20 protein-coding genes and 1 pseudogene are annotated in these 19,164 nt (G+C 57.7%); 7 read left to right on the forward strand and 14 right to left on the reverse strand.

The annotated features are described in order from the left end of the window. Positions 1 to 94 precede the first annotated feature (94 nt). From tnpC to ABIB66_RS36750, 10 genes and pseudogenes are all read right to left on the reverse strand, one after another. A pseudogene (tnpC, locus tag ABIB66_RS36705) lies at positions 95 to 1,266 on the reverse strand (IS66 family transposase); the annotation flags it as partial. A 223-nt stretch (positions 1,267 to 1,489) separates the two neighbouring features. After that, complete coding sequence (locus ABIB66_RS36710) at positions 1,490 to 1,678, reverse strand: H-NS family nucleoid-associated regulatory protein (protein ID WP_354258036.1); 189 nt, start codon at positions 1,676 to 1,678, stop codon at positions 1,490 to 1,492. Beyond that, entirely contained in the window at positions 1,614 to 1,793 is a 180-nt protein-coding gene (locus ABIB66_RS36715) for a hypothetical protein (RefSeq protein ID WP_354258239.1), read from the reverse strand. Before ABIB66_RS36715 ends, ABIB66_RS36710 begins: the two co-directional genes overlap by 65 nt. 395 nt (positions 1,794 to 2,188) lie before the next feature. Then, positions 2,189 to 2,395: a GDCCVxC domain-containing (seleno)protein gene (locus ABIB66_RS36720; RefSeq protein WP_354258039.1), complete on the reverse strand. Its 207-nt coding sequence runs from the start codon at positions 2,393 to 2,395 to the stop codon at positions 2,189 to 2,191. Between the two features lie 6 nt (positions 2,396 to 2,401). Continuing rightward, positions 2,402 to 2,596: a hypothetical protein gene (locus ABIB66_RS36725; RefSeq protein WP_354258042.1), complete on the reverse strand. Its 195-nt coding sequence runs from the start codon at positions 2,594 to 2,596 to the stop codon at positions 2,402 to 2,404. 348 nt (positions 2,597 to 2,944) lie between these two features. After that, entirely contained in the window at positions 2,945 to 3,133 is a 189-nt protein-coding gene (locus ABIB66_RS36730; protein WP_354258045.1) for a hypothetical protein, read from the reverse strand. Between the two features lie 751 nt (positions 3,134 to 3,884). Beyond that, positions 3,885 to 4,022 (reverse strand): DUF5996 family protein, encoded by a 138-nt coding sequence (locus tag ABIB66_RS36735; protein WP_354203462.1) that lies wholly within the window; start codon positions 4,020 to 4,022, stop codon positions 3,885 to 3,887. 336 nt (positions 4,023 to 4,358) lie between these two features. Then, the gene (locus ABIB66_RS36740) at positions 4,359 to 5,423 is read right to left on the reverse strand and encodes a hypothetical protein (protein ID WP_354258048.1); all 1,065 of its coding nucleotides are present in this window, start codon (positions 5,421 to 5,423) and stop codon (positions 4,359 to 4,361) included. Next, complete coding sequence (locus tag ABIB66_RS36745) at positions 5,398 to 5,877, reverse strand: hypothetical protein (protein WP_502918350.1); 480 nt, start codon at positions 5,875 to 5,877, stop codon at positions 5,398 to 5,400. Before ABIB66_RS36745 ends, ABIB66_RS36740 begins: the two co-directional genes overlap by 26 nt. A gap of 875 nt (positions 5,878 to 6,752) precedes the next feature. Next, the gene (locus ABIB66_RS36750) at positions 6,753 to 6,980 is read right to left on the reverse strand and encodes a helix-turn-helix domain-containing protein (RefSeq protein WP_354258051.1); all 228 of its coding nucleotides are present in this window, start codon (positions 6,978 to 6,980) and stop codon (positions 6,753 to 6,755) included. A gap of 338 nt (positions 6,981 to 7,318) precedes the next feature. Here ABIB66_RS36750 and ABIB66_RS36755 point away from each other — a divergent pair, with 338 nt between their 5' ends. The 3 genes from ABIB66_RS36755 (at position 7,319) to ABIB66_RS36765 (ending at position 9,273) form a co-directional block, all read left to right on the forward strand. Further along, entirely contained in the window at positions 7,319 to 7,546 is a 228-nt protein-coding gene (locus ABIB66_RS36755; protein ID WP_354258054.1) for a hypothetical protein, read from the forward strand. Between the two features lie 18 nt (positions 7,547 to 7,564). After that, on the forward strand, positions 7,565 to 8,023 hold the full coding sequence (locus tag ABIB66_RS36760; RefSeq protein ID WP_354258057.1) for a hypothetical protein: 459 nt from the start codon (positions 7,565 to 7,567) through the stop codon (positions 8,021 to 8,023). A gap of 77 nt (positions 8,024 to 8,100) precedes the next feature. Then, positions 8,101 to 9,273: a hypothetical protein gene (locus tag ABIB66_RS36765; protein ID WP_354258060.1), complete on the forward strand. Its 1,173-nt coding sequence runs from the start codon at positions 8,101 to 8,103 to the stop codon at positions 9,271 to 9,273. Between the two features lie 1,420 nt (positions 9,274 to 10,693). Here ABIB66_RS36765 and ABIB66_RS36770 read toward each other — a convergent pair. After that, on the reverse strand, positions 10,694 to 10,900 hold the full coding sequence (locus tag ABIB66_RS36770) for a DNA-binding protein (RefSeq protein ID WP_354258063.1): 207 nt from the start codon (positions 10,898 to 10,900) through the stop codon (positions 10,694 to 10,696). Positions 10,901 to 11,345: 445 nt separating this feature from the next. Between ABIB66_RS36770 and ABIB66_RS36775 the strand changes: the two genes are divergently transcribed. Continuing rightward, positions 11,346 to 12,215, forward strand: coding sequence for a hypothetical protein (locus tag ABIB66_RS36775; protein WP_354258066.1), 870 nt, complete (start codon positions 11,346 to 11,348; stop codon positions 12,213 to 12,215). Positions 12,216 to 12,587: 372 nt separating this feature from the next. On the opposite strand, the gene ABIB66_RS36780 is transcribed toward ABIB66_RS36775, so the two are convergent. Both ABIB66_RS36780 and ABIB66_RS36785 read right to left on the reverse strand, forming a co-directional pair. Then, complete coding sequence (locus ABIB66_RS36780) at positions 12,588 to 12,944, reverse strand: PilZ domain-containing protein (protein ID WP_354258069.1); 357 nt, start codon at positions 12,942 to 12,944, stop codon at positions 12,588 to 12,590. Positions 12,945 to 13,397: 453 nt separating this feature from the next. Continuing rightward, positions 13,398 to 13,907: a lipocalin-like domain-containing protein gene (locus ABIB66_RS36785; RefSeq protein ID WP_354258072.1), complete on the reverse strand. Its 510-nt coding sequence runs from the start codon at positions 13,905 to 13,907 to the stop codon at positions 13,398 to 13,400. 1,240 nt (positions 13,908 to 15,147) lie between these two features. On the opposite strand from ABIB66_RS36785, the gene ABIB66_RS36790 reads away from it, so the two are divergent. Further along, a complete protein-coding gene (locus ABIB66_RS36790; RefSeq protein WP_354258075.1) occupies positions 15,148 to 15,357 on the forward strand; it encodes a hypothetical protein in 210 nt (69 codons plus the stop codon). 28 nt (positions 15,358 to 15,385) lie between these two features. Here the strand turns inward: ABIB66_RS36790 and ABIB66_RS36795 are convergent, their stop codons facing one another. Further along, complete coding sequence (locus ABIB66_RS36795) at positions 15,386 to 15,712, reverse strand: nuclear transport factor 2 family protein (RefSeq protein ID WP_354258078.1); 327 nt, start codon at positions 15,710 to 15,712, stop codon at positions 15,386 to 15,388. 281 nt (positions 15,713 to 15,993) lie between these two features. Here ABIB66_RS36795 and ABIB66_RS36800 point away from each other — a divergent pair, with 281 nt between their 5' ends. Further along, on the forward strand, positions 15,994 to 16,200 hold the full coding sequence (locus ABIB66_RS36800; protein ID WP_354258081.1) for an RNA-binding protein: 207 nt from the start codon (positions 15,994 to 15,996) through the stop codon (positions 16,198 to 16,200). Positions 16,201 to 17,601: 1,401 nt separating this feature from the next. Further along, complete coding sequence (locus ABIB66_RS36805; RefSeq protein WP_354258084.1) at positions 17,602 to 18,684, forward strand: acyltransferase family protein; 1,083 nt, start codon at positions 17,602 to 17,604, stop codon at positions 18,682 to 18,684. Positions 18,685 to 19,164 lie beyond the last annotated feature (480 nt).

Below are 19,164 nucleotides of genomic sequence, written 5' to 3' on the forward strand. Positions count from 1 at the left end.
AGCTCCGACGAGACGAGCGCTACCAGCAAACCCCGCCGCCCGAAGGGGTCAAAATTGGACGCCGATGAGGGGTCAAATTTGCAAGCCGATTGACATCCAGGCGTCTGACCGCGTCCAGCGCGATCGGGGAGACCGGTTTGCCCTTGCGGCCTTCCCGGGCGGCTTTTTCGATGTCAGCCAGCTCGAAGAATCCCCGCCGCGCATGGGCCAGGCAAAATGCCGGCGTGATCGGCATTGCTTTCCTTTTTGGGTCGAACAACGGCTCGAAGCCGCCATAGCAATCCGCCTGCAGAATGCCGGCGAAGGCGGCCAGATGCTTCTGAGGATGTTCGCCCCGTCGGTTGCCCGAGGCATAATAGACCGCCGCCGGCGGCGCAGGCCCGGCGAACGGCCGGTCATCCCGCACATAGGTCCATATCCGGCCGGTCGTGCACCTGCCTTTCGCCAGGACGCGGATGGTGGTGTCGTCGCCATGAAGGCGCTCGGCCGCGAGCACATGACGCTCGATCAGCTGGAACAGCGGCATGACGGCGAAGGTTCCGTGGCCGACCTGGTCGGCCAGCGTCGACAGCGGCAGGTCGATCCGCTCAGCCTTGAAGCGCACGCTCTGGCGATTGAGCGGGATATGCATGCCGAACTTGTCGAACAGCATTGTCGCCAGCAATTGCGGACCGATGAAGCCGCGCGGCGTGGCATGGAACGGTGCCGGCGGCTGGCTGATCTTCTCGCAATCGCGGCAAGTGAACTTCTCGCGTACCGTCTCGATCACCTTGAAGCGACGCGGGATCTCCTCCAGCGTCTTGGTTACATCCTCTCCGATCTTCGCCAGCCGAGATCCACCGCAGCAGGCGCAGCTCGTTGGAGCCTCAATGACGACGCGCTCGTGTTCGATGTCGTCCGGCCATGGCTGACGAACCGGCCGCTTGCGCATGAAGGGGCGAACGTTCTGCGTCTTCGCTGCTGCGGCCTGCGCGGCAAGCTCATTCTCGGTCGCCGTGGTGGCGAGTTCTTCGAGCTCCAATTCCAACTGCTCGAGTAACCGCGCCGTGCGCTCGGAGCGCTGCCCGTGCAGTTCGCGTTTGAGCTTCTCGATCCGTAGCTCAAGATGAGCGATCAGCACCTCGCTGTCCGACAGCTCCGCCCGAGCGTTGGCGGCATCCGCGACTGCCACATCGCGTTCAGCCTGCAACGCGCCTCGCGCTCGGCCAGCAGAGCAAGGTAGGCTCTCGCGAGATCCGACGGAAGATCGTCCGGCTTCGATGTCATGACGCCATTGAATCAGATCGAGCATCAGATTCAAACCCAAAACGATTATCCGACCCGCGTCGGCCGCTGGGTTTCTTGCGGATTGCGCCAATCGATCCCGGACACAGTTCGCTCCAGGGTTTTTCGAGGTCAGGTGCTGATGCGTGCCTTCGTTTCAGCCTCTCAAGCTAGCACTCCGAGAGCAAGTTAGAAAAGCCGAAATCAGACGCCGGCACTGAACGGGCTACGTCGCGGTCCGATCAATACGCAAGTCATCGATCCGTTTTCCGGACTTCAACAGGTTTGTTACCCAGCGAGGCTGCTTACCGCGTCCGGCCCAAGTCTCCGATCCATTTAGTGGGTTTCGATTACTTTGGAAGGACCTTGGGATAGCGCCGTCGGGCGCGAACAGTTTGCCGCGTAAGAGACCCAACCGCGCCGCCGAGCTTAGCCAACCGCTCTTCTAGCGCCTTTTGTTTCGCCGCAAGTTTTCCTGGGAGAATGGCCTCGGTCTGGCGGTAGAGATCCCAAAGCTGGTCGATGGACATCTGCGCCAAGGTGTCCCTAGACGGTTATCTTGCTCCCTTTACGTCTTAGCGCCTGATCCTCGTTGAGAAATTGACCCTTCGGCGACGACCTGCCTGCGTTCCGCGACATTGCTTCAGCAGCGTGGCAGTTGTTTTTGCCTACACGTCATAACGGATCGTGACGCCTTGATTAACGAAGACGATACCCGCGTTCAGGGCGCGTCGATACGCTGGAGCCCGCAATGGGTCAAAGGCTGCCTCAAGCCAGGCCGAATGCGCTGTTCGGCTCGCCTCCCGAAAGCTGACACCTCAGTCGTCTGCGCGGAGGGCAGCCACGGGCTACAAGCGGGAATGCCCAATGAGCAGCTCAAGCCTCACCGCGCAAGGTCGGGTGAGGTTCACTCCCTTCAGGCCAGCTAGCTACAGCAGCCCTTGCCGTTCTCTTGAACCGGTGGGCAGCGATCGGTGCCGAAGGAACAGAACACGCAGCAGTCGCCAGGGAGCGGCTTCAGGCGCTCGCCGCAGCCTTTGCAGTCATAGAAGAACTGGCAGGCGTCGGTCGGCATGACCTCGGCAGCAGCGTGACCGCACTTGGGACACGTGATCGTGGAGTTCATGGTCATTTACCTTCAGGCGCCTGGCAGGCGCCTAATAAGGAGCTGCCGGCGAGCCTTCTTCAGATCGGTCGCCAGTTTTATCTTCTCTCTCAAAACGAGGATTTCGGAATATTCCTTTTGGATCTCTGGGGCGATGCGAAGTGCTTCAAGCTGATGGGTGGTCAGTTTGAGGATCGCGGCAATATGCGTACCTTGGATGGGGTGCATGGCAATCAATCCGCTGTTGAAAAAAATGGAACGCGACCATACAGCGAACTGCGTTGCGGTGTCGCTCGAAATAAACAGCCAACATTACTGTCGTTTGTTTTCCTGATCAATTCGCAGAGGTCTGCGGCATAATCTTCAATGATGCGCCCTCGGGGCCTCGTCGCTCTCGCGGGGTTGCCCTTTCTGGCTTGTCCGACGGCTTATCACTCATGGCGTCACACCAGAGGTCCGGCGGCAGACAGCTTTGATCTGGATTAATTTTTCGCTCCCTCCCGCCACTCCGGCCGAAGCACGTTTGGTCAATCCGGACGAAGCTCCAGGTTGAGGGTCAAATTGATCTGGCATTGTTCAACGTCTTCCGATGATGCGCAGCGACAAGTTCGGGGCAAGCTCGACGTCATTCTTGAGGATAAAGGCGAACGGCAGCTGAAGAACATCGCACGGCCGGTGCGGGTTTTCCAAGTCGCTCTTGACGAGGCGATGCGGCCACACAAACCAACGCGACAGCCGCGCAATGCGCCGGCGGCCGAGCGTCACGACAGGTGGAGCACGCGCCTCATGGCGACTGGCGCCGCAGTCGTAGTGATCGCCGGCGCTGCTGGCGCACCATTATACTTCCACCTCGGCCGCGCCCCTGACACGTCAGAGATGCCGGACAGCCGGGTATTGCTGAGTCAGAAAAGGCCATTGCCTATGCCGACAAGGCGATCCAGCTCAGTCCACGCACCCCCGCCGCATGGCCAGTATTGTATCTCGCCGAAGCCATCGCATTCGGCCAGTTACAGGACTATGAAGAGGCGCTTGTATGGATTGAACGGGCTGAAGCTTCTGCCCCCGAATTGCTCGCCGCGGGATTGGTGCGGTCTGTACTGCTTGCGCTCGCCGGTCGAGAGAACGAGGCGCACGCAACTCTGCAGAGGTATTTGGCGAACGACAAAGCTACCTTCCGGACCATGTCTGATTTCCAAGCTCGAAATGCTGGTGTCCGGCTGCAGTCTTGGAGTCCGCCTTTTCTTATTTGGGGGAAACATTTTATAGATGGCCTCCGGAAAGCTGGGCTGCCGGAGTAAGCAAGGCCGTTTGCCTATGCCGACGAGGTGATGGCAACAGCGGCTCGCTGCATGTCTCTTATGGGTCAAAATGCGAAGAACTCGACGCGAGCAAATCTAGTCCGCTATATCCCCTCAAACAGACCTCGACGAGCCTTGCGGACACTTGCCGCTGGGGCGGAACGACATGGCGGCCATCTGTTCAAGCACCTCGTCGGCGCGCCGTTGGGCCACTTGGCTCAATGGTCCCGGTCGGCGGGTACGCCGGTGGGACAATCGAGGGCCATACGATCCCAATGACCGAGGTCGGCTGCAGCGAGATACGTGCTCTCCAGGAAGGCCGTCAGCGCTACCTCTGGGTGAACCGATTGTCTCACGACATCGTAAGGCAGAAGAAATTCCCAGAGCTTCGGGTCGAAGTACGCCCATCCGGCATCACCTTAGCGTCCGCAAACTCTGCAGGAGCGGGAAAGAAGTAGGAGGAAAAGGGCCGCAATCCGTGCCGCCGCCCGGCCAAAAACCTGCCGACGAGACTTCGTGACTGCATGCTTGCGGGGCCCTGCTCAGACCAAGTCGTAGATGTTTGCGCGCGAAAGAAGCGTGACGACCGTGGTTTCCAACCGTAGCTTTCGTCGAGGCGCACAAAAATATGAGCCATTGTAATGAGGTTCGGCGGAGCGGTGATCCGTCTGGCTTCGCATTTGTTCGACTACTTACTCCCCCTCGAAACCAAAGTCCGTGATCCGTAGGCTCGCCGCGTTATCACGCACAACGTTCTCGACATCTTCCGGGAAGCCGTCGGCAGCTTCCGCGTCAATATCGAGAGTCAGCGTAATGCGGGTACCACGGACCCGATCAAGCTCGCTTAGGATGGATTGAGCGATGTTGCTGACTTGTGGGGTAGGACGGTTAGGATCGAGTACGATTTTGGCATAGAAGCGTCGAGGACGGGCAGCTCGGGTAGTCTCCGCGTCGCGCGGCTCAGAAATGGAAGGCTGACCTGCGCCGCTCACGCCAGCATTGATGCCAGCCAGCAGAGCCGTCTGCGGCGCCTGCTTAGCCAATTGCTGATCCGCGGCCTCACGACGGACCAATAAAGCATCCGAGTTGAGATCGACGCTAACCAACTGCGCGAGCCTTAAACCGATATACTCCCCCTTAGCTTCGTCGAACCTATCCGCAAGCGCATACTTAGCATCCGAGCGCGCCAACGCCTCACTTATGGCCCTCGCCAATGCCTGCGGCTCGCGCAGATTCGAGAGATACGGAAACTGGGCAAACCAATCGCGAAGCTGCCGAACGGCGACGTGTGGCTGGTTCGGCTGCCATACCTTGCCAAGGTCACTATCCAAGACGCCGAGGCGGGCGACGATGAGGCCGTCGTCTTCACATTTTTTCCACGCGAGCTGGGCCAATGGCGCCGGATCGCTTCCGCGATTGGTCAACGCCACGGGTTCGAGATCAAAACCGCGCGCCACGTTCGAGCTACCTGGCTGAGGGTCTTGGGGCAACAGCAAGTGCTTCCACCCACGCCGTACCGCGTTGATCGCTGCAGCATCCTGCTCGCCGAGCTTCTTTTTGGCGTCATCTTCCTGCGCGGGTGGCAGCTGCAAAATGCCTCGCGCATCCCGGACGATGGAAGCCCATGCGAGCTTCTTGCGAACGACATTCTGGATGTCTTCGAGCGCCGCCTGATCGGCCGCAAGGAAGGCAAGCCGGTTCCGGTTGCGGCGCTGGCCAGGACCCTTGTGTTCAACGATGTCGGCAGCAAGCTTCATCGCGGGCGTAAGCGGCCAAGAGTTGCGCTTCGTAGGCACGATCGCGCACACCGCTCGGGAACTCGCCCGGGTTGTTTTTGTAATAGCTCGTGAACGCTTTCACCGCCTGCTCAGGTGCCTTCTCGCCGTCGGCGTCTAGCTCCTGGAACAAGCGGCGACGGATGATCTCAAACGTTTCCGTCCCCTGCGCTGGGGCCCAGGCCGATTGCACGCGGCCGAACACCTTTTCTAACGCCAACAGCGCCTCGCGACCGCGCTGATTACCGACCTCGGCGGCGCTCTCAGGGAGCGAGCCAACGACTAAAACGCCGGGTACCGCAGCGGCGGCCTCGGTGAGCGACTGCAGGAAAGAGACGAAACCGTCGTAAGGAATACCGTCGAGGTTGCGAGCGTACGCGACTACTTCGTCCAACAAGATGAGGCACGGTGCAGCCTGCTTCAAAATCGCGGTCATGGCCTCCGAGCCTGGATTAGTCCGCGCTTCGTCGGATGACCTAATGGTCTCGTAGGCTTGCTGCCTAAACCACTGGAATGTTCGACCGGCAGGTTGCTACTTTGGCGTCAGCGGCACTTGCTTGGTGACTCGCTGACCGCTCCTACCTGCTCTTTAGACCGGTCCTTGGCATGCCGTCACCCCCGCGCCGAGTTTTCCGTATAAGAGCCCTCACCGTCGGACGACGCCAATGTGCCCTCGCAAACAGCGAGCGGTGGATCGCCGCTACCGATTCGCCGGTCTCCGGGACCGTCCTGCGACCCGCGGCATCGAACTTTGCTTGCATCGACACTTACAGCTCTCAGAACAGATCGCTGTCTTGTTCATCCCGGCTGAATCCCCTGTCTTCGTCCTCGGCTTGGCCTTTGAGCATGGGGTGTCGCGGGCTAGAATCGTAGCTTGTCAGCGTGGATACCAAGACCGATCGCTGCTCAGCAAGGGCAAACTCTAAGATTTTCAATGGCATGGCCTTAGTAGTTCGGAGGAGCCCGCCGACCTCCTGGCTTCAGCCGCCGCACCCTGCCACATGACGCTGAAGTGGTTGCAGAAAGTACAGCGGCGCTTGCACCTTGAGAGGTGCCGGAGTCCGCAAGTTTCTCAAGAAATTTGTAAAGATTAAGGGGCAAAGCAATGGCAGAAAAGCAAAACGGGCTGCAGTTGCTTAGAGGCGCCTACGTCGTCGTTCAACCAAGGGACCTCAGCGGTCACTGCACCAAATCGGCTCCAAGCTGGCGAGAGCCGAACGAGGACAGACTTTCTCGACGTCCTTGGTACGAGCGGTCTAATCCGGCGCGCCGGAGGCGCGTAAGTAGGGTCGCGCGACCAACTCTGGACCTTTAGGATGATCGCGCTCGACCGGACTGCCGGATCAATTGGGAAGGATCGACGCGCAGAGCTCTCGCAAGCTGGCCCAGCACGGTAACGCTTGGAGAAACCGCTGCTCTTTCAATTGACCCAAGATACCGTGCGCTTAGCCCCGCTCTGTCGGCCAATTCCTCTTGCGTCAGATTCTGGCTATGGCGTTCACGACGCAGGTTTGTGGCCACAACCTCTTTTAAATCCATGAGGAAATGGCACAACGGCAGGAACGATCTTTCTAGGAACGATCGTTCCTATTCCTGTTGCGGCAGGCCAAACCTTTTTGATAACTTGGTGCGGATAGTGGTCGTACGGCGGGCGCCAATGATTGGCCCAGGCGCGATCCGAAGCTGAGCCCGACAGGTCTAAGGAGGCGCGTATGGCGAACGTTTCCGGGAGTTGGCGGAGGACGCCAAAGACAATCAGCCGCTGATGACGCCACTACACCCGGCAACGCAGCGAACTGACAAAGCGGTAAGTTAGCGTAGCAAATGCCAGTCGATGGGCGACTTTTCTCTTCAAATACTCAAAGCGGAGCCGCAACATGTCTAAGTTGGAGCGCACGTCGGCCGGACTACAGATGGTTATCCCTGGATGTGAACGGCTGACCTTGCCGCGATCAACGACCCGCGTTGACGACATCGGTCAGGGCCTGTTCGGCTTTTACAAGGCGCCGAGCCTGTGCGAGCAGCTGGTGTGGCGCGGGAATGCGCCGTTGCGGCCCCGCAAAGCACAAAAGGCGCTGCCCAATAGCGGCCTGTTCGGCAAATGACCGCGCGAACCGACGCTGATGTATATCATCTCGATTTTGATTAAGATCGCTTCGCAGGCGTACCTTCTCAAGGTTCTGCTGGTGCAGACCCACAATTTTATCTTCATTGTCGCTGCGCGGCCGATCCTTTGGGCGGTTGGCGCAGCTATGCTCGGCCTGAGTTACGTCTCCTTGGCTGCGGTACTCTCTTGGGATCCAAGGATAATCTCTTGGGTCATCATAGTTGTGACAATCCTCATATGGCCACCAAGCCCTCCGAACGGCTACTCTAACGAAGAGATCGCGCAATTTGCTGCGGAGTGTTACGCCGAAATTGGAATCAGGCGGGGACTGTTGAAGTATAGGATTGGCGTGCTCGCCTTTGCCCTCTGCTCAGCCATCGCTTATTTGCTTGCATTCGGAGAAATTTGCTCCCCCCGAGGGGAATGCGCACCGTTCTACGTAGGAATGATCGGTAGTTTGCAAAACTCCAAGTAGAAGCCCCCGCCGACAGCAGGAACCAGCTTGGTGTCTGCGGGGCGCGAGAAGGGTGCTCTATCAAAAGGAGTTTTCGAGTGGGCGAGAAGGCGAAGAAGGTCAAGCCTGAGGAAAGGAAGCGTCTGAACGGGCTAGAGTTCGCGCACCCTTTGAGAGCGAAGCAGATCGCGGAGAATGATGACCAATACGCGAAGGCCCTATCCTATTTGAAACACGGCTTTTCGCATTTCGCCGGCAACGGCGCCGATCTTCCCACCATGGTCAAGGCGCTAGTCAAGAACCTCGCCGCGGCCGGGATGGACGCGGACGCCATCCGCGCCATGAAGCCCTACGTGCGCCGGTTCACCAGTGAGGTCTTGTCCGGCAAGGAGACGTTCATGCACCAGGCCGCAGCAAGGTATTGGAATCAGATAGCGGAGAGCCAGCCGCTCAAAACTGAGTGGGCGCAGCAGATGTTTCCGCTGCCGCAGGAGGACATGGATCTGGCGCTGGCCAACGAGGAGAAGCGGCTGATACGGGAGACCTCCAATCCCGTACTGGCGGCAGCCTACCTCAAGATCATGCCCCTGTTGTGGGAGAACGCGGCAATCTCGACCTACCTGAAAGACAACCCGAGCCAGAAGGCGGCAATCCCACCGATCGAGAACATCGCCGAAGCGATAATGATAGCGAGCAAGGATTTTCGTTTGACGACCCGGGAGCTGATGAAAGTTGGCGAAATGCTCGAAGAGCCGCCAACTCCCAACAGGGCGCTCAGCGTGGCGAACGCCGTGATCAGCGATTACAAGGCCGCGTCCCGCAAACGGCTGCGCTACCCTGATCGAGACGAGATGCCACGGATAGCAGAAGCACTATTCCGTCCGTCATTCGACGCTGAAACCTTGCTGCGCGTGATAGCCGACTCCGACGGTACGATCATGGAGTTAACGTCCGCCGAACACATGATCGCGCACCCGTTCACTCATAAAAACATCGTTGCGCCAAATTACGCTTTGAGATTCTGGACCGAAATGGACGCCATGTTGGCTGCGCCCTTCAATATTGAAAAAACTTTTGGTCTCGACGGAATCACGATCAAGGTCGACTGTCGGACGCCGGCGGGGGGCGCAAATTTTGAAGTATGGTCGCCGAAATCTAGAACACAAGCCGGAAGGCTTATTGGCTTGATCTACGATGTCGCCCGGGAGGCTTCGTCTTTTACTCCCGCCGTCGAGTGCCTAGAACGCCTTGATAGCTTTTTGCGCTACTAACTACCGGCGCGGATCATCAACATCGATCACGCGCCTCCGACTATTCGAAAGCCTGACCGCTCCACCACCATGGAGCCTTTCGCCAAATGTTCGCCAGATTTCTGCACAAAGGGTGGCTGTTTATCGATATGACCAACTTCTGTGGTAGCTGATACAGCGTCGATCGCCGGAACGTGACGCTCCTCCAACGCGCTTTCCACGACCAGCGGTGCAAATGTCGACTGCGACGCCTCGCACGGCGCCAACATGCCTCGCTGTCGAAAGCGTCGTCGCCAATTGTAAATCTACCAGCGCGTCGTTCCGTGCTTGCGCGCCACCTCGGACCCTGGGCAGCAGGTAGCAGACTCTCCGCGACGATCCGGGCTCTCTCAGCCTCCGAACGCACACGGCGTCCCGAAGGTCCTTCTAGAACCTCCCTTCGGCTCACCGGCCCTACCGATGAGCCGTCCAAATAGACGTCCTTTTTGCTGTCCAATCCCATCCTAACGCGGCGATCAGGCGGCCTTCGTCGTAGGCGTACGTCTCATCTCCTGTCTCACAGGTTCGAACTGCCAGTAAGTTACGGAAATTGGTGCCAGATCACGCAGTCGATTGCGGCGACTGTCTCATGAGACATCTGCGTCAGCTCGCTGATTCACTGTCTCACTCACGCGATAGGGGCCGGCACAACACCAAGAGGAGCTGATCTCCGATCTCTGCGACTCCCGTCCCGGGGGACGGGCCGGCAAGCGACAACATTGAGCAGGGCCTCAGCCGCTTCGCATGGCGCTCAGTCAAGATCGTGGTGCTCAAGCCGCCAGGACGCCCATAGCCACCCCCCACTGGACCTACAGCTTGGCTTTGGCCTCTATACGACGGCCGCGGCACGATCCAGAACCCGTTCATCGACCGCGTCGCCCATTGACCGGTCAGCAACGGGTGGTTTCCAAGATCGGACCGAAATGCGTAGGCTCACAAAGGCTCTTATGCCGGACCAGCGCCCCATAAGCTCAGGAGCCATCTGTCGGCCCGCCCACCAGTCAACCGAGGCGGAAGCCAGCTCTGCGTTCGATAAGCGTTGGCGCCGCCCGGATCAGCTCATGAAGTCACGTGTCTCATATCCTGTCTCACAGGCCCGAACTGCCAGTAAGTCGCGGAAATCAGTGCCGGATTCGCGCATTGCCATTGCGGCAACTGTCTCATGAGACAGATGAGTCATCGCGGTGACTCACACGCTCGGATCGCGGCTCAATGCGAGACCAATCTGCTCTCGACACGCTGAAGCTCCTGGCGGAGTAGACGACCGGATCAGCCCGCTTGAGCGAACGAATCGAAGTCCGCATGCGGCCGCCGCCCGCCCTTGTGGCAAGCAGTGAAGATCGGCACGTCGATCGGGGGTGGGGCGTTGAGCGAGGCTCTGACGCACGTCCGAACTCAGCGCTCATTTGGGGCGCAACTCTTCAGGGCTTTGGCCGCGGTGGCGCGCGCGATTCTGCCGCCGAGCCCCCTCCTCTTCAAGCCGACGCTCGAAATAGCCTGCGATGCTGCGCCAAGTGATTTTGCGGGAAGATCCTTCGAGATAGCTTTCCAGTTCGCCGGAATTGAGGAGCTCGTAGAGCTTAGCCCGCCCCACCTTCAGCGCGGCCATAGTCTCGTTCACAGTAGCAACGAGCGCCGGAAGGTCACGTAAGCTATCGAATGATTTCTTAGTATTTCCGACCATGTTGATCCAAGATGTTACCAAATCGATGTCTGAAGGTGAGACCGGAGCAACGGGCATAGGACGACTACCCCCGGCTTTACGCGGAGGCAGTCCCTATGCCCGCTACGATGATGTCTGCATGGAGCCGACCCTCGCTTAGGGCGATGATCTCGCGATGCCGCGGACCACCTCGGTGCCTACTTACGAAGCTGCTCATCGCTCCGGCGAACCGCCCTCGCACCTTTCGGACCGGGCTTCGTCTTGGTCGCACCCCGCAGTAGACGATGCTCCCCGGAGGGTGGGTGCTGCTGCCGTAATAGCTCCGATCCAGCACCCCAAAGTCAGAAACCACGCGATTCCTCACTTTTGCAGGCTAACTATGCGGAGGATGATGAACGGGCGCGAACAAATACAGCTGCCCGGGCACGAGAAATTCGATATGCACATCGTGCGTACTAAATTTAAGGCGCACAGGTCCAAAGCGATGGCGCGAAAAAGAAACAAGGGAGCCAGTGCTCACGAAATGATCGGGCTTTATTTGCCGACCGATTGGGTGCAGGGAGGCTTTGGTGCCGATCTACGCCACGAAATGTATGAATCACTTCGCGGCAGGACGATCCCAGAAGGGATAATTGAAGCTGTGAGTGGCTGCGCTTACCACTCGGAAGTTGTTTGGTACGTTCCCCCTCAACCGGGATCCCTCACTCAGAACGATCACTACGACGTCATTTACCTTGTAGGTCCAGATGAGGAGAAAGGAGAGCGACTTGCTCAAACGAGTGCAGAGCCAAGAACGGCCAGTGAGGCGCTCGCGTTTTTTCTTTCGCAGGATCTACAAGCGCTCAAGGAAACTGGGAATGCTCCTGTAAGGAGCGGCGGACGCCTGCCTCACTCGACGATTGCTTATATCGCATTCGACCTGCTTCAGAGCTACATCGTGGCTCCGCCGGGCCCCTACATCCAACGTCTTATCCACGGCCTCCTCAATTTATCTACTGCAGCGCAGGAACAGGTAAGCTCGTACATCTCTAAGGAGAAGGCAGCATACATACTGGCTCAGGCTCCAGACTTGAGCTTGAGCTTCATCGCCGGTTTGGTGGATGTCGATCGAACAACGGTCTCCCGATGGACCAAAGAACAGAAATTTCAGGCTCGAGTATCTCAATTGCGCGAATGGATGAAGTCACCGCAATGGACGGAGTTCAGGCAAAAACAAAATCGCTTCCGATTAATTGAAGTACCTCATCAACTTGAGAAGTAAGGCCCTTTGGGGATACTCCATCCCCCAAATCGCATTGATAGCGTTCGTTCTTTGGCGGCTCAGCTTGAAAGCTACGGTTGAAATCTACGAGCTGGGTCGCCAAGCAGCGTCCCGTGTCGGGGGGCGGCGGAATGTCGGCTCCGGCCGGGAGCGGACGAAGGTCTCAAAACGCCGGGATGCCCGCTTGTGACGACCCTTAGCGGACACCCTGTGTGAGTGGCTTCGCCATGCTGGTGTTGTCGCTATCTGCACTAATTTCTTGTGCATCTGTTGGATAGCGCGTCAAACCTGCCTGCAGCCCAATCCCGCTTGCGACAGCTCGTCATCGCGGTTGTCACGAGCCCCTTTCCCATTCGACGCCAGACCATTAGGTCAATGCATATCAAAAGGGGGGACGAACACGTCGCCAACGGGCCGCACCGGCGGTAGTGAATTGGGTGGATTAAGCTGAATGATGCTTGCACTCACCGGCTCCGGTGCGCGGCGGCGCACAACGAACACCACGCCCGAAATGGTTGCTCGCCTCCATACCACTCGACAGGCAAGCGTCTTGTGAAGCCCGCTGAACAACAGATCAAACTCGCTGGCGAATATGTAATAGGGCGCGGAAAGGCAAGCGCCAAAGGCGTTGATGTCGCGCACCACACACGGATGCACCCCCATAATTCCATCGAAGGAAAGCAAGGCCGGCACATTAACGATCTCGCGCGGCAGAGCGCGACGTTCCATTGACCTTTCAATCATGGTGAGAACCCTCGCAAGCTTCTTTGCTTCAATTGCCGGTCCCGCCGAACCTCGTCAAACATGCTCTTCGCGCACTCCGCCAGACAAGCAGTTCTGCTGTCTAATTAGAGTTGACTCTATTTCTTCTATCAAAGCGAAGAACGGACAGTTCAAAATATTCGCGCGATACACGAAAACGCGTAGATCGAGGCTGCCCAGGCTTGAATTGAGAAGCACTTTTGGCAGCTGTTGGCCATTCGCATCGGTTGCCGCATCGCACTGACATGTCCGGAGTCGGGGAGAGACCGGAAGCGCTCGACTCAGGGCGGACCGACGCGAATGACCCCATGCGTACATCGTGTGCGGACCCACTCACTGGATCACATTGGGATAACGAGGCTTGCCGGTCGCGGGATCGAGTTATCAAACCGGCGGCTCGGCGACGGATCGACCAAAAGATCACTCGGTTGCGCTTGTCGCGCGTTTCAGTGTTACCACAGCCGTACCCCCACCGGATGCCGGCGTAGGATTCTTATACGTGAGCTCATCGCCGTTGATCGCGATGAAACGCTTCTGATTCGAATTGTCCCACGCGGGGAAGCTACCGCCGATAATATGTAAGGATATTGAATGTTCAGATTCATTGACCTTGTAGTCGCCAAACATCGCGATTAGCCCCTCCAGAGCGGCTTTGCTTTCCCCGGCACTCGGAAAGTCGCGGCGAGCAAATTTTGGTCGTCTCGGACGCAGGAGATTGATTGAGAAGTGATCTGCTGCATCGAACATGAAATATCCTTTCGGATCGGATCCAAATACTTCGGTTGTTTTCCCGGTCCTCTCCTTGATGTTTACGAATGAAACGACGCTCCAAGTGCCTACAAGCTGCTGTTTGAGTGGCTCTCCGGCTCCCGCGGATAGCGTAGCGCACGTAAGAGCTGCGGCTATGGGAATGGACACTAGTGCTTTCATGGTGCTCCCTCCGGTCTTCGGGAACGTTCCCTCTGTGACGGGTTCTGGGCTGGCCGCCCAGCTTAGTCAGAACCTCGAGACCACTATACGGCGCACTCGGCGGTCAGTGGCGCAATTCATCGCACAATACCGCACCGACGGCCAGTACGGGATTGAGCAAAGGCACAAACGGTGCGCCCATGATCACGTCGGCGATCCTGCGGAAGCCGTCGAGCTAGATGGTCGGGGCCTACCCTGAGGAATGCTGCGCACCTTGGCGGAAGTGGATGGCTGCATTCATGTCCGGAACTAACAATTGCGCTCGCCGCGGCAGATCGAAGCACCGGCTATAGAGATTCACTTGCTTTAATGACGCCTGCCGACTCATGCGCCTTACTCCAGTCTTTCCGGATGGATTGAATGGGAGGCGCATTTGCAGGGACTTCGCCAAATCCAATTTGCTCAACGATTAGACGAACTCGCTTCCCAACTATCCGAACTCGAAGATCTCCGATCCCAAGTCTTACAAGCAGAGCGGCGCGCCAAGTTTGTACTACGGTCGCCTGCGAAGCCTCGATCGCCCGCCCACGACTCTGGACGATAGCTTCCTTGAAGAAAGCGGACGGGTTACAACGGGGGCCGAAAGGCCAAGCGACGCCACTGAAGGGAATGGACGGACACGCCGCACTTGGTTCAAGATGCCGCTATGCGTACCCATATCATTGCTATCCTAATTATCGCTCTGCTCGGGACCGCAGCATTGGCCGAGAGCATTCTTCCGACCACCGTCCGAACAGGCAAAGCGCGCCCAGACGGCGCCCTAGTTTGCCCCACCTTGGCCGCCGTAGCTTTCGCCACGGAACAGCTCCGGCGAGGCTCCTCCCCGCCTGACCTCAAGATCCTTCGTTGCGCTTTGCTTCCCGAAGGAACGTCCATGACGATCGAGGAAGGCGACCGCGGCGCGATTGTAACGGCCGAAACGATGTTCGGCACCATCGTTCGCGGCGTGACAGACTTGACGACGGTTGATGTTGATTCACCAGGCCGCTGAAGTTATCGAGGCGCGTTGCTGTTCGGCACGACGAGGCCGACATCCATCGATTTATCGTCAAGTCCACTAGCACCTCCGCCCTTGCCGCTATCCCTGGCTCAATTTCACTGCGCTCGCGGGCGATGGTCGACGCCCCCTCCCGCACACGCTGAGGGAGCGGACGGCAGCAGCCCTTGAGGCTACGGTTCGAGCCCTCTCAAGGAGACTTCAATGCCTTACTACACAGCTGACCAAACCCGATGGGAGCGCAATGCCAAGGTGCTCGCCGATGTCTTCTGCGCTCTCTTGCTTGCGATCTTTTCCGTCGTCTTCTTCGGTTGGCTCGGCGGTCTGCTTGCCTTCGTTGTCGTCGAAGCTTGCCTGCTCGCGGTCGATTGGCTGGTCCCCAGCAAGGACGACGCGGCTGGCGTTGTTCGTTGACCCGATTTGAGCCGCGAAACGGCGCGGACTAATTTGAAGGTCCGCAGGTGTGCGTCGACACCTGACCAGCGGCGTTGAATCTCAAAACCGCGCTGACCACACTATCGCGCACAAAGTAAGAGATAAGCGCTCCGTCGCCTGACTGCTGCAGGTTGTCGAGCTGCGAAGCTGGAGATCCGATCAACCGATCGACCCAGTAAGCGCGACGACCTTCCCGCCCGGTGACGGTCTTCGTGCCGCCGCAGCCGCAGACGATGACGGCATCTTCAGCGTACATTCCTAATATCGCTTCGATATCGCCAGCGCGGTAGGCATCCAACCAATCGACCGCCGCGGCCATCGGGTCAAAGGACATAAAAGCACCTCCATGCCAGAGTTGGAGATTTTGGCCGGGGTACCAACTACATGTCGCCGCCAATCGATTTTGAGTCTTTACTGTTCTCGCTCGCCCAAGGGCCATATGCCAAAAGTCATAGGTCCTATACGTGTCCGCTGGCCTGAGTAGGCTGGAGGTGCATCGGGAAAAAATAGCAACGACCAGAAACTAAGTGAGCCCCGCAACGTTGCGTCAGCATCACGCCGGCCAGTGCCAGAGCAGCACGCTATCCGTCCCTGAGTCACGAGTACCGTACAACAATGACCGTTTCCGACCGCGCCGAGACGGATGAGCAGACCAGTCGAGGTCACGCCGTGGCTCAGATCAATCAGCTGAAAAACGAGCACGGAACAACCGAGCTTTCGCTTGCGCTTCTGTTCGGCCTGCCCGTGACGGTCGCCATGCTGGGCTGGCTAGCGTTTCTTGGCTGGGTGGTCTTTCGAACAGCCCAATGGGCTCTGTTCTAGAGTCAGAGGCCCGCGAGTTTTAACCCAGCACAGATGATCATGCCCCAAAGTGCGAAATTGATTTCGAGCGCGTCTGCCATTCGATCCCCCGATCGCGATCCGTTCGGCGAGATCACTCTAATTTCTGATTGTGCTCTGCAGCGAGTTCACAGACTTGAAGGAGTGAACCGGGGCACCAGAGACCGTTGCTTGCTAGGTCACGCAGCCCTAAACTCTGGGTAGATGCCTAGAATTTGGGACAATTGCCATGCGAGCAATCTCGATCGTCGCTGTCGCCCTGATTTTACCTGCGTCCGTTCTGGCCCAGGAAAAAGAGAAACCGTCTGAACCACCGCCATGCTCATACTCATTGATGACAGGGCAGTATGTTGAGGTGCCAGTTGGCTCAACTGTTTGCCGCCGCGCCCCAGCACCGTACCAAGATTTGTACGGGCTCCTGCAATGCATTCCTCCGCTGAATGAGGTCGAACAAGTAAAGCGCGGCGATCCACGCTGTGAAAAATACGATGATCGGCCTTAAGCGGGAGCTCCGCGGCGATACTCGCAACTTTCGACTGGCGGGGCTGCGACAGGCTACGCCATTCCATCTCCCGCCGCAGGCGTCAGCGCCTAAGGCGCTCCGCCCATTCAAGGGAGTGGACCTTGTCACCCGATGACAACGAACCAACGTCCCTCAGGGAGCGGACAAGGCCATTAAGGTTGACTGGTCAGGTTAATTTCGCACACCTGAACATCAATCTAAGCCAACCGCTGGACGGCAATCCAAGGTTATAGCTATAGAGGATGCTTTGCTGTTGAGGTTCTGTTTTGAAGCCCTCGCTTGCTTGCGCTGCTATTATCTCGTTCTTTACTGTCAGTGCAGCGGCTGCTGACGACGGGATGACGCTCGACTTTTCGTTCAAGGGAACGAGAGGCTGCATCACTCTCTATGCCAATCCAGAAATTCGAATCCGGAACGTACCTCCGGGTGCCACAAGGGTCTTGCTTCGGTTGATAGGGCCAAACGGCACGGAGCTTGGAGGTCAGGAGACGGCGCTCCTATCAAGCGGCATCATTCCTGCAGGATCAATCCGCACATTCGCTCCGTGCGATCCGGGTCTCTACATGTACCAGGCGATTGTCAAAGCAGATGATGGTCGCACAATTGCGGTAGGAGAGATGCAGCGTTTGTTCGGGCGTGAGTGAACGGCCATGCGGCCTTGGCATAGAGCGACGTCAGGATGGCGACGCGGGCGCAGAGCACGAAGGTCGACGGCACCGAGCCACCCGTGGGTTGATTGAGAGGAGCAGCATTTTGGCGCTCTATCTGTTCGAGGCAGGTCCTACGCGCTTAGCGATGATGACCGCTCGGCCAAAAGCCGCGATGCCAACGTAAATTTTGTGAGCATAGAGGGTTGCGAGTTGCCCACTCAACGTCTGGACTATCCAAATTTCAATTTCATTAGACTGATTGCCGCGAGTTCCGTCATTTTCTCCCATGCCTTCCTAATTGCCAGCGGTGACGAGGCCGGCGAGCCGCTGGTGAAACTCTTAGGTAAAGGCAATATTCTGGGTATCTATGGTGTATTCACATTCTTCTTCATTAGCGGATTTCTGGTAACACTGAGCCTTGTCAATTCGCCATCTGTGCTCAACTACTTTTGGCGCCGGTTTCTCAGGATCTATCCTGCCCTCGCCGTTTGTCTCGCCATAAGCGCTTTCGTCATCGGGCCGCTCTTCAGTACCAACGGCCCTGTGAACTTCTTCACATCATCAGAAGGCATCCGGTACTTCCTTGGAAATCTGTGGTGGCCAGGCAAGCCGCCGGGTATGCCCTCCGTCACACTTTATGACGAGCCGAGCGGCTGGCTCGGAGGGATGATCAACGGTTCGCTGTGGACGATTTTTCATGAATTAGCCTGTTATGTTCTGCTTGGCCTAATAGGGCTTTTGGGCGCGCTCAATGCTTGGGTTCTCGTGTTGATCTGCATGAGTATGGTGCTGATATCAGTCACCGGATTGATCCCCAATTCCGCGACGATTGGTGATTTCCTCCTGGTGGCTCCAGCGTTTTGCGCAGGTGCGGCCTTTTCCTTGCTCAAACTCCAGCACAAGAACTCAGGTTTCCGCCTGGCCAGCATGGTCGCTGCAATTCTCGCTTTGTGCGTGGCATACCGCTACGATGCAATGTTGCAGATTTTTCCTTTAGCCGGCGCACCGGTCATCCTCCTGATCGGGACATCACAACGGCTAAGCCTTCCGACACTGAGACAAGTAGGAGATATTTCGTATGGGACGTATCTCTATGGCTGGCCGGCCGAACAATTGATGAGGGCCGGAGTTGGGCCTGAGGCATCTTGGAGCCTGATATTCTTAGGAGGGCTTTCCGCAGCTTACCTGGCTGGCTATTTGTCCTGGTGGGCAATCGAACGTCCCGCACTCCGTTACAAGATGGGCCTTTGGAATATTCCAACTTCCTTGAAGGAAGTGAACCGGGGCCGCTGAGGGACTGAACGGCTGCGGTTCCAGCGTCGATAAACGTCGTCGTGCGGTCCGCTAGACCCCAGGTCCAAGTTTCCAATCCACGGGGATTGGGGACTACGGAGCAAGCCGCCGCAAAAATTGATTGCCCTCCATCCTGCAACCGGGCATATTCTGGCCGTATTTCCGACATGGATGCGCCAAGAATGCTTTCGGCAGAAATTATGGATTTGCTACGAACTGTTCACGCGCAGGGAGAGATTACCCTGGTTGACCTCGATCCCCTCCCCGCTGAAAAAGACGTTTTCGAACAAGCCAGAAGTTTGGGCCTGATCCGCGTCGACATGGGCAATGGCTGGTCACCTTTGGACACGATCGTCCTGACGAGGGACGGCCTAAGAGCACTTGGTATTGCCGTCTCTCCGACAGTTTGGGAGAGACTTCGCGCAGCCTTATGGGGTTCACGCCGAAGCAATGATGGTCGTGCTCGGACCTGAAGCGGCC

The sequence above is a fragment of the Bradyrhizobium sp. F1.13.3 genome, assembly GCF_040548265.1.
Taxonomy (GTDB): domain Bacteria; phylum Pseudomonadota; class Alphaproteobacteria; order Rhizobiales; family Xanthobacteraceae; genus Bradyrhizobium.

Bases quoted from the DNA above. Each gene is read 5' to 3' on its own strand.
- ABIB66_RS36715 (WP_354258239.1), bottom strand. From the start codon at position 1,793: ATGTCCATCGACCAGCTTTGGGATCTCTACCGCCAGACCGAGGCCATT.
- ABIB66_RS36720 (WP_354258039.1), bottom strand. From the start codon at position 2,395: ATGACCATGAACTCCACGATCACGTGTCCCAAGTGCGGTCACGCTGCT.
- ABIB66_RS36725 (WP_354258042.1), bottom strand. From the start codon at position 2,596: ATGCACCCCATCCAAGGTACGCATATTGCCGCGATCCTCAAACTGACC.
- ABIB66_RS36740 (WP_354258048.1), bottom strand. From the start codon at position 5,423: ATGAAGCTTGCTGCCGACATCGTTGAACACAAGGGTCCTGGCCAGCGC.
- ABIB66_RS36745 (WP_502918350.1), bottom strand. From the start codon at position 5,877: ATGACCGCGATTTTGAAGCAGGCTGCACCGTGCCTCATCTTGTTGGAC.
- ABIB66_RS36750 (WP_354258051.1), bottom strand. From the start codon at position 6,980: ATGGATTTAAAAGAGGTTGTGGCCACAAACCTGCGTCGTGAACGCCAT.
- ABIB66_RS36755 (WP_354258054.1), top strand. From the start codon at position 7,319: ATGTCTAAGTTGGAGCGCACGTCGGCCGGACTACAGATGGTTATCCCT.
- ABIB66_RS36760 (WP_354258057.1), top strand. From the start codon at position 7,565: ATGTATATCATCTCGATTTTGATTAAGATCGCTTCGCAGGCGTACCTT.
- ABIB66_RS36770 (WP_354258063.1), bottom strand. From the start codon at position 10,900: ATGGCCGCGCTGAAGGTGGGGCGGGCTAAGCTCTACGAGCTCCTCAAT.
- ABIB66_RS36775 (WP_354258066.1), top strand. From the start codon at position 11,346: ATGAACGGGCGCGAACAAATACAGCTGCCCGGGCACGAGAAATTCGAT.
- ABIB66_RS36780 (WP_354258069.1), bottom strand. From the start codon at position 12,944: ATGGAACGTCGCGCTCTGCCGCGCGAGATCGTTAATGTGCCGGCCTTG.
- ABIB66_RS36785 (WP_354258072.1), bottom strand. From the start codon at position 13,907: ATGAAAGCACTAGTGTCCATTCCCATAGCCGCAGCTCTTACGTGCGCT.
- ABIB66_RS36790 (WP_354258075.1), top strand. From the start codon at position 15,148: ATGCCTTACTACACAGCTGACCAAACCCGATGGGAGCGCAATGCCAAG.
- ABIB66_RS36795 (WP_354258078.1), bottom strand. From the start codon at position 15,712: ATGTCCTTTGACCCGATGGCCGCGGCGGTCGATTGGTTGGATGCCTAC.
- ABIB66_RS36800 (WP_354258081.1), top strand. From the start codon at position 15,994: ATGACCGTTTCCGACCGCGCCGAGACGGATGAGCAGACCAGTCGAGGT.